The 9,026-nt window shown below is 61.1% G+C and carries 8 protein-coding genes and 1 pseudogene; 3 read left to right on the top strand and 6 right to left on the bottom strand.

The features are described 5' to 3' along the window. The 5 genes from AC5ZGW_RS44355 to AC5ZGW_RS44335 form a co-directional block, all read right to left on the bottom strand. Positions 1-92: LysR family transcriptional regulator (locus AC5ZGW_RS44355; protein WP_496114004.1), on the bottom strand; the 92-nt coding region annotated here is incomplete at its 3' end. Between the two features lie 416 nt (positions 93-508). After that, positions 509-1,195: an antibiotic biosynthesis monooxygenase family protein gene (locus tag AC5ZGW_RS44350; protein WP_130230759.1), complete on the bottom strand. Its 687-nt coding sequence runs from the start codon at positions 1,193-1,195 to the stop codon at positions 509-511. A 257-nt stretch (positions 1,196-1,452) separates the two neighbouring features. Beyond that, positions 1,453-2,199, bottom strand: a complete 747-nt coding sequence (locus AC5ZGW_RS44345) for a ferredoxin reductase (RefSeq protein ID WP_130230757.1) — start codon at positions 2,197-2,199, stop codon at positions 1,453-1,455. Beyond that, the gene (locus tag AC5ZGW_RS44340) at positions 2,192-2,797 is read right to left on the bottom strand and encodes a sulfite oxidase-like oxidoreductase (protein WP_130230755.1); all 606 of its coding nucleotides are present in this window, start codon (positions 2,795-2,797) and stop codon (positions 2,192-2,194) included. The genes AC5ZGW_RS44345 and AC5ZGW_RS44340 overlap by 8 nt, the downstream gene beginning before the upstream one ends. Positions 2,798-3,243: 446 nt before the next feature. After that, on the bottom strand, positions 3,244-3,657 hold the full coding sequence (locus AC5ZGW_RS44335) for a cupin domain-containing protein (RefSeq protein ID WP_130230753.1): 414 nt from the start codon (positions 3,655-3,657) through the stop codon (positions 3,244-3,246). A gap of 478 nt (positions 3,658-4,135) precedes the next feature. On the opposite strand from AC5ZGW_RS44335, the gene AC5ZGW_RS44330 reads away from it, so the two are divergent. From AC5ZGW_RS44330 to AC5ZGW_RS44320, 3 genes and pseudogenes are all read left to right on the top strand, one after another. Beyond that, positions 4,136-4,540: a baeRF12 domain-containing protein gene (locus AC5ZGW_RS44330; protein WP_130230751.1), complete on the top strand. Its 405-nt coding sequence runs from the start codon at positions 4,136-4,138 to the stop codon at positions 4,538-4,540. Between the two features lie 536 nt (positions 4,541-5,076). Beyond that, positions 5,077-6,513 (top strand): annotated as a pseudogene (locus AC5ZGW_RS44325) (IS1182 family transposase). 1,484 nt (positions 6,514-7,997) lie between these two features. Then, positions 7,998-8,216: a hypothetical protein gene (locus tag AC5ZGW_RS44320; protein ID WP_130230749.1), complete on the top strand. Its 219-nt coding sequence runs from the start codon at positions 7,998-8,000 to the stop codon at positions 8,214-8,216. A 98-nt stretch (positions 8,217-8,314) separates the two neighbouring features. Here the strand turns inward: AC5ZGW_RS44320 and AC5ZGW_RS44315 are convergent, their stop codons facing one another. Next, positions 8,315-8,599, bottom strand: a complete 285-nt coding sequence (locus AC5ZGW_RS44315) for a hypothetical protein (protein WP_165435611.1) — start codon at positions 8,597-8,599, stop codon at positions 8,315-8,317. Positions 8,600-9,026: the final 427 nt, after the last annotated feature.

Below are 9,026 nucleotides of genomic sequence, written 5' to 3'. Positions count from 1 at the left end.
GCGGGCTGCGTGACATTGCACTGCTCGGCCGCGCGGGTGAAGTTGAGCGCGGATGCGACGGCGAGGAAGTAGCGAACTTGATGAAGCTCCATCGGTTGTTCTGTTCTCCGTCAAGGTGCGGCTGTCGATACTGACGAGCCTTCACTCGACGACGTGTCGAGCACGTCGCAATCATGGGCGTAGATGTAACTTGCGTGCACACGTTGGAACGGCTCGGCCGATTGATTTGGACGCACGGACACGATTTCAGGAACTTCTGAGAGCCGGGCCAGTGCATGCGAGGTGGGCGAGAACCGGACGGGCCGCCGCGCCGCGTGTACGCACCCCCAAAAGGCATGATCGTGAGGGCTGAGGTCAATCGTTCGACAACAATCGGAGCGAGCCTCAGCGACAATTCGTCAACCGCCAATACGTCTGTTTCTCATGAAGCCTGGCGAAATGCGGGACTGGGTGGCAGGAACGCGGAGTCAAACTCCCGGCAGGCTGCGCCCCTCCCGACGGAGCGGTGTCAGGCGTGGAGGGTCGCGCCGCCCTTGGCATCTGCGTAGTATTGAGGCGCCTCGCGACGGTCGTATTTCCCGTAGTCGCGCACGATCCGCACTCTCCGGACCCTCGCCCTGTCATTCGGCGCCGAAGCGTCCTCGTAGGCCTGCGCTGCAGCCGCGTCCTTCCAGCATATGAGCAGAATCTGGTCGCCGGGCGTGAGCACGGCGTCGAAGATGTCCCAGGACGTGCAGTTGGCGGCCCAAGGATTCAGTCCGAGCCACTCGGCGTAGTCGTACGGGTTGTTGGTCTGCTTCCACTCCGCGGGGCGCGTCGCGTTGATCAGCGTGACCGTCGTTCCCTCCCCGACCTCGGTCTCGTCGAGCCGCTGCTCCGTGAGCGCGTACCCCGCGGGCACGTTATTATCGGCAGTGATCTGGCCAACGCGGAGGTGGTAGTCTGCGAGGATTTCGTCGCGGCCCTTCTGTTGAACCTCGTGATGGCGCATGCGGATGCGCCAGCGGACGAGCGACTTCTCGTCGCGCCAGTTCGAAAGCGAAAGGATCCAACCCTCGCGGATCAGGCTCTTGTAGCGGATGTTGTCGACGAAGCCCTCGACCTGCTCCAGCTCGGGGCGCAGCATCTTGGCGTTGTCGAGGTAGTCATCCCAGTTCTCTTTGTTGGGGAGGACTTCGAAAATCACTGAAAACATGGTCGTATCCCGCTTCTAGAGTGTTGCGACGAAGTCGATCTGGATCTCGATTTCGGGGTGCCCCCGCCATGCGCGCCGCCTTCACAGCAGAAGACCTTCGAGCCGTCGATCGATCGTCTTTGACAGCATCCGCGTGGCTCCCGTTTCGTTCACAGTTGCGTATCCTTGCATTCAGCACGACCGTGATCGCCGCAGGCCGCACGGATAATCTGGCGTTTGCGAAAATTATCCTCCCGCGGAGCGAGAGGGATCGTCTCTCAAGCGCCGTAGCGTTCGGTCTTGATCGCCGCGGCTTCCAGTCCCAAGGCGAGCGCGGCGTCCGCCGCGATGTCGACGAAGGCGTTCGCCCCGCACACGAAGGCGCAGCCGGCGGACACAGGCAGCCGCCCCGCGACGTCAGCGACCATCTTGCCGTCGATCCGCCTGCTGAAGTCGGTGCGGCGCATCGCCGGCTCTCGTGTCAGAGCCAAGGCGAGCACGAAATCGGGAAGCGACCTCTCGAGCTCGAGGAGCTCGTCCCTGAACAGCACGTCACCCCAGGTCCTGGAGGAGAGCAACAGCGCGACAGGCACTGGCTCTCGGCTGGCCTTCCGATACCGGATCATCGCCATGAGCGGCACGACGCCGGAGCCGGCGCCGATCAAGAGCACTGGTTTGCCGGAAGGCCCCGGCCACAGAAAGTGTCCGCCAATCGGCCCGCGAAGCTCGATCGTGTCGCCTACTTGGGCGACGTCGTGGAAGAACGGGGAAACCTCACCGTCTGGGAGGCGCTCGATCGCCAGCTCGATCAACTTGGAATCGCTCGGCACCGAGGCGATCGAGTAGCTGCGCATGGCAGTGTAGCCGTTGGGCGCAGTCAACCGCACGTCAACGTGCTGTCCGGCCGTATAGTCGAACGGTTCGGAGAGGCAGAGAAAGAAGCTCTTGATAGCCGGCGTTCTCGTCGCGATCTCGATAATCGCACAGCTCTGCCATCCCGCGTTTGCGGCAATCGCTTCAGTCATTCGCGTATCGCTGCTCACGCCACGGATCGCCGTACATGTGGTACCCGCGCAGCTCCCAGAAGCCGGCCTCGTCGCGCTCCGTGAACTGAAGCCCGTTCACCCACTTCGCCGACTTCCAGAAGTAGAGATGCGGAACGAGCAGGCGCGCCGGCCCCCCATGGTCGCGCGGCAGCGGCTGGCCTTCGTACTTGAGCGAGACCATCGCCTTCCCCATTGCGAGGTCGGCGAGCGGCACGTTGGTCGAGTATCCGTCGTAGCAATGTGCGAGTGCAAACGGAGTGGGTGCGCTAAGGCCAGCGTCGGCGAGGATGTCGTCGATGGCCACGCCCTCCCAGGCGGTGTTGAGCTTCGACCACGAGGTCACGCAGTGGATATCTCGCGTCATCTTGGTTCGTGGAAGCGCGTTGAACTCCGACCAGTTCCACGCTTTGACCGGACGAGGTCCGACCTTGAGTGTGAAAGTCCAGTCCGCGGGCTCGATTCGCGGCGTGGGACCGGCCGTAAGCACCGGGAAATTCTCGACGAGGTGCTGTCCTGGGGGAATCCGGTCCGATTGTTCTGATCCGGATTGGCGGCCTGTGAAACCGCGAGTGACCATAGCGGATTTCCTCCGTCAGCGGGTGAAAGGAGCAGCGGGTGAAAGGAGCTTAGTCCCGCACAACACGCTAAGCTGCTGTGCGCCGGATGAGCAAGGTACCAGCGAAGCATGGAATTCCGCGCGGCGAATGGGAAATGACGTCAAGCCATGAAGTCGATAGCCGCGCGTTATGATCCCCGTAAGCACGTGAACACCGCTTCGCGGTCGCCGATGGGAAGCGCCGCACTCCCACCACAGTGTGCCAAACGTCTTTCTGCCATGCCGACAACGCTTGGCCATCGACTTCATGGCGAAAGGTGATTTTTCATCGTAGATCAAATCTTCGCGCCATTGTCGCTCGCCTAGGCCGGCCCGTGGAACCAATCAGTTGGCGCGGTCGCGCGCGGCCGGCACCCGGGCCGGAGCGGGCGCACGGTCGCGAACGCCGCGCGCCGTGGTCCCCGCCCCTAGGGGAACGTCAGGCCGAAAGCTGTCGGATCGGGCTGCTCGCCTTTCCGCGGGACCAAGAAGCGCTCCAGCCCACCCGGCACGAAGCTGAGCAGCAGAGTCGCCTGGTCGCCGACCACCTCGATTGTATGCGGCACACCGCGGGGAAGAGCCGCGTAGGCGCCGGGCCCCACCTCGACGCGGGCATCGCCGACCCGCGCGATTAGCTGCCCCTGCACCACGCAGAGCAGCTCGTCCTCGCGCGAGTGGGTATGCAGCGGCGGCTCCTCCCCGGCCCGCACCGTCCACAGGACAGCGCCATATTCGCCTCCGGTCTGGCTGCTCTCCACTTTCATCTCGACGCTCGAGCCCCCATTCGAGGTCACCGTTTCGCCGCCGTGGGGCGGCGTGAGAACCGGTTGCTTCACTGACATTTGCAGCCTCCTGATTGTGGACCCTTGTTCAGATGTCGGAGAGGCGGCGAAAGGTTGCCGCTCACGCTCGTCAGCATGAGATTACGCGCGGCGAATGGGAAATGACGTCACGCCATGAAGTCGATAGCCGCGCGTTATGATGGCGGTAGGCATGTGAACATCTCGTCGCGGTCGCCCTAGAGTTCCGCTCGGGCGAGTGCTCGCAGACAGAAGCGCCGCACTCACTCCGCAGCGGTGCCAAGCGTCTCTCAGCCGTTGCCGATAACGGCCGGCTATCGACTCCATAGCGAGAGGTGATTTTCCTTTGGACCGTCATAGACTCAATCTTCTACCTAACGTCGATTCCTTTCGGCGATCGTTGGGACTGTCCTGCTCCGGGGAGTTTCGTGCCGGGAGCTTAAGAGGCGCAGCAGAACGCCGGCATACGAGTATCATAGCCCGCCGTGTTAAAGCGGGATCGTGAACGGGAGGTCTTTCGATGATTCTGCCTACCGGTACGACAGTAGCCGTTGCTGACGGCGAGACGATCCGCCTGTTCCACAATACAGGCGTGAAACCTGGGGTGCACTTGGTCGAGATCACCGCAGCTCCGCCTGCCTCCGCCCACTCAGGCTCGCGTGCGCGGCATCGCTCCGTTTTTGCTAACCCCGACGGGAGGCGGCTCGTTGAGGACGACTTCGCGGCAGCGACGGCCGCGTTCCTGAACAAGCTTAGCCTGGACGGGACCATAGAACACCTGGTCGTTGTCTCCGACCCCAGGACCCTGGGCGAGATGCGCAAGCACTTCAACCACGACCTGAGAGGCAAGATCTTGGGCGAACTCGCAAAGGACTTCAGCCATCGTCCGCTCGAGGACATCGCCTCACTGATCGCCGAGGCCTGACGCGCCACCGCCGAGCGGTGAGCGAACTTCGCTCTTCGTGACGTAAGCGGTTACCAAAACTCCTGCCGATGCGGATGGTGCCGGTTAGGCGCGTTCGTCCGCCGGCATTGAAACTATCAGCCTGCAATTGCAGGCTGCCTGCACTCTTGGGCTACACTAAGGGGCTGCACAGAGAGCCTTCGTTGTCACAACAGAGATGACTGTGCCGGCGGCACGGAAAGCCTGGGCTGCAAATCAACGACTTCAGCAGCGGCTTATCAAGCGGCGATTAACGAAAGCGGCGTTGCCTTGGGTAGGGCAACATTGGTGACTGTTTTTCGGCGGGCCAGACGACGCGGTGGACTGGAGCTTGCCTACTATCTCATCCAACGGCCTGAGGCCGACGGCGTCCCGGAAGCGCGGCATTCAATTAATTGCTTTGCACTGAAGCGAAAGCGGATGGAGCGAATGTCGGCTAGTGGCCCAGGCCGTGTGAAAACGATCTGTTTGCCGTGATTGGCGCGATAAGAATTCCCTGCGTTTGCAGGGAGCATCTACTGAAGCGCTTTGTTGAAGGGGTGAACCGCGGACAGAGCACGTTGGTCCCCGCGCTGCTCGACGACTACGTGGCCGAGGACAATCCGGTACGTGCGGTTGATGTGTTCGTCGACGGGCTCGATCTGGCTAAGCTCGGCTTCGTTGGCGTCCAGCCGCTCGACACGGGGCGACCCGGCTACCATCCCGGCATGATGCTCAAGCTCTACATCTACGGCTACCTCAATCGCGTGCCGTCGAGCCGACGCCTGGAGCGGGAATGCCAGCGCAATATCGAGATGATCTGGCTGACCGGGCAGCTCGCGCCGGACTTCAAGACCATCGCAGATTTCCGCAAGGACAATGGCAAGGCCATTCGTGAGGTCTGCCGCGAGTTCGTCGCGCTGTGCCGCAAGCTTGACCTGCTTGTTGCAGCGAGCGTCGCCATCGATGGATCGAAGTTCAAGGCCGTCACTGCGCGGGACAAGAACTTCACCGAGGCGAAGATGAAGCGGCGCTTGGAGCGGATCGACGAGAGCATCGCCCGCTATCTCTCGCAGCTCGAGACCGCCGATCGGCACGGCGATGCAGTGCCAGAGGCGAAAGTTGCGAGGCTGGAGGGCGAGATCGAGAAGCTCAAGGAGGAGACCGTCCGGCTCAATGCGGTCAATGCGGAGATGATGAAGAGCGAGGACAAGCAGATCTCGCTGACCGATCCTGACGCGCGCTCGATGGCGACAAGCGGCAAGGACACCGGGATCGTTGGCTACAACGTGCAGATTGCAGTCGATACGCAGCATCATCTCATCGTGGCTCACGAGGTGACCAACGTGGGCACCGATCGCCACCAATTCGCCAACATGGCCGGCAGGCGCGCGACGAGATGGCTGTCGAGACGCTCGAAGTCGTGGCAGACCGCGGCTATTGCGATGGAGAGGAGATCAGGGCCTGCGGCGAAGCCGACATCACGGTGACGTTGCCGAAGCCGATGACTTCGGGCGCCAAAGCTGCTGGCCGCTTCGGCAAACAGGATTTTGTCTATGTCGCTGCCGACGATGTTTATCGCTGTCCCGCCGGCGAGCGGCTAACTTATCACTATACGAACGTAGAGGACGGAAAGACCCTGCGTCGCTATTGGACAAGCACCTGCAAAACCTGCGCGCTAAAAGCTCAGTGCACGACAGCCCCCCGAGCGCCGCATCTCACGCTGGGAGCACGAGGCCATTCTGGGGAAAGTTCAGGAGAGGCTCGACCACACCCCCCATGCAATGGGGGTCCGCCGTCAGACAGCGGAGCATCCGTTCGGCACGATGAAGTGTTGGATGGGAGCAACGCACTTTCTCACGAAAAAGCTGCCGAAGGTGGCCACTGAGATGGCGCTCACCGTGCTCGCCTACAACATGAAGCGCGTGAGGACGATCATGGGCGTAGGTGGATTGCTGGAAGCGATGCGGGCGTGAGGCCGGCCTCTGCGCGACCAAATCAGCGCCTACATGAAGCTCCTGGTTGCCACCGAGATGAGAGGTCGATTCCACCGAATTAGAAGTTCGGCGGCGGATCTGCCGCGGATGCCCACGCCGCGCAAATCGACGCGTGACGAGCGCGCCATAGATCCGGTCCCGGTCGCGGACTATGTAACGCGAAGCTTCGTTCCACAGGAATGCTTCCGTGATCTGGCGTGCAACCCATTCCGCGGTTGGTGCGGGGTGACGTTGATCCAGAGAAGCTCTCTGCAACCCAGCCGCATGATGATGCAGGCGTACAGCGGGTCGAAGAAGGGTCGGGACACGAACAGGTCATGGCGGCAACATCTCGCGCATGGTGACTCAAGAAGGTGCGCCATCCTTAGCTTGGCGGCCCGTGCCGCTTGACCAGGTATTTGGCGACACTCGATTGCGCGACCTCAAACCCGAGTTTGTGCAATTCGCCGTGGACGCGTGGCGCGCCCCGATAGCGGGTTCTCGATGCTCATTAGCCGGACCAGCGCACGCAGCTCCGCGTAGAGCTGCGGCCGCCCTCCCCGTCGATGCGATTTCCAAGGCCAATAGCAGCGAAAGCGGGCTTTGTGCCAACCCACGAGCGTCTCGGCCGGATGATCGTGACGACCTGCAAGATCGACGGAACCCAGCGGTACAGCTGCATCAAGAACCAGCGATCATTGTTCGTAAGCCTGACGCGACCATGGATACTCCGTCTCAAGACATTCAACTGATGTCGAAGCACCGCGTTCTCAGCCTCAAGCCGCAACTTCGACTCGAATGGCGAGGCCAGGACAGCCAGCACGAACCGCAGAACCTCGATCATTCCGCTAGCTTAGGAGATTCCATCACGTCATCAACTCGGATGAGATTTTCGGTACACACACCGGGAAAATCACGAAATTCGGTGCTTTTGTTCCTTCACTAAGCGCTGGTTTTTCAACTCCAAAATTGCGACTTGCCCGCGTTGCGAGGTCGCGCCGGGAAACTGTCCAATTTCGGACGCTTTACGATCATTCGCTCCAAGTCCCCGGTACCATCCAGACGCAACTGGACGGTCCGTTCAAGTCGCCACCAGCGTCCTTTCCGTACTTCACCAACAAGCCGTGCCGTCTTGTGCAGACTTCGATAGCGTAGACCATGATGTTGATCCTTTCCAAGCTGGTACATTGTCCTCGAGGGATCTAAGTCCGAGGTGGTGGACACTTTTTCTGGATTGCACGGAAGCAACTCCAATCACGAAGTTCTGAGATGCCCGCATCCTGCTTACCGACAGTCGCGTCCTCGCTGAGCAGGTGACGGCCGGGATCAAGTTGCTGGCGTTCCGCGGGCAAGACATTGAGGTCGCGAGGCTTGTGCTATATAGCCGGTCATCCTGCCACGGCATCGTTGGCAGCGACGGCGGCCGCCGCCTGTACCTCCGCCGCTCGCCCGTCATGGGCTTCGGCAGCTTCAGAGTGGCCAAGTTGGCGATTCTTTCCCGGCTCGCCTCCGGCCGCTTCTCGAACGTGCGATGCGGCTTCACCTCGCGCGCCAGTTCTTTGGCTTCGGCCTCGCCAATGCCGCGCCAGCGGTTCGATAACCGAAACACGTTGCCGCCGCGCGGACCCGTCTCGATCTCGATCAGGCCAAGATTGACCAGCATCGGCAACGCTGACGACACCACCTTCTGCGTGATGCGGTGATCCAGCATGAAGGAGAGGTAGGACACGCTCGCCCTGTCGCCGCCGCCGATCGCCTGCTGTCTGATCGATCTGTCATCGTCACCTCTCTCGATCTTTGGCTACAGGCCAATCCATACCGCCAGCGCGACCATGACGACGACCGCCGCGACGAAGATCGCAGTCTCGATACGCGACATTCGCCACATCGCGCACCGTCGTTGTGTACCAAATGGTACATAATTGAGTATATGGAAATTGCAAATACCTTCACATCGGGTCGCGCGGTCACCGGATTCCTCACGCTCACCAAGGGACCCAAGAAGCTCTAGGGACGCGGTCGCCCCCCAACTCCTGCCGTACTGCTCTTGATCGTAGGCTTGAAGGATGCGGACAAAATCAGCCATGCTGGATCGATCCCGATTGCCGGCCATAGCTGCAACCTAAGTATTGGACGCGCGCTGGCTGCCTTGCCAAAACCGCATCAAGAGATCGGCAACGTTTTTCATGGCGTACTCTCCGCAGCCAACTGCAGTAGACTCTAATTACTGGAGCGGCAAACGCGCGGCTCGATCAAGAGAAAGGCCGGCGGGCGCTACGCCGCCGACCTTATCCTGCAACTGCCTGCTCGTGGCCGGTTCCGTTGCCTTTCACTCCGCATTCATTAGGTAGCACCGAGCACTTGGTTGACGCCATTGCGCGCGGGTATGAAGTGACCGTACTGAGGTACCCTCCGGCTAGTGAAAGGGTATAAGTCGACTAGGCTGTGTGGACTCTTGGGATTCTCAAATCAGACGGAACGTGATTCAAGGCTTTCTTTTAGGAGGAAGCCTT

Source organism: Bradyrhizobium sp. Crot121 (assembly GCF_059512385.1).
Note: the sequence above shows the minus strand (reverse complement) of the source record. Positions and strands in the feature narration are given on the sequence as shown.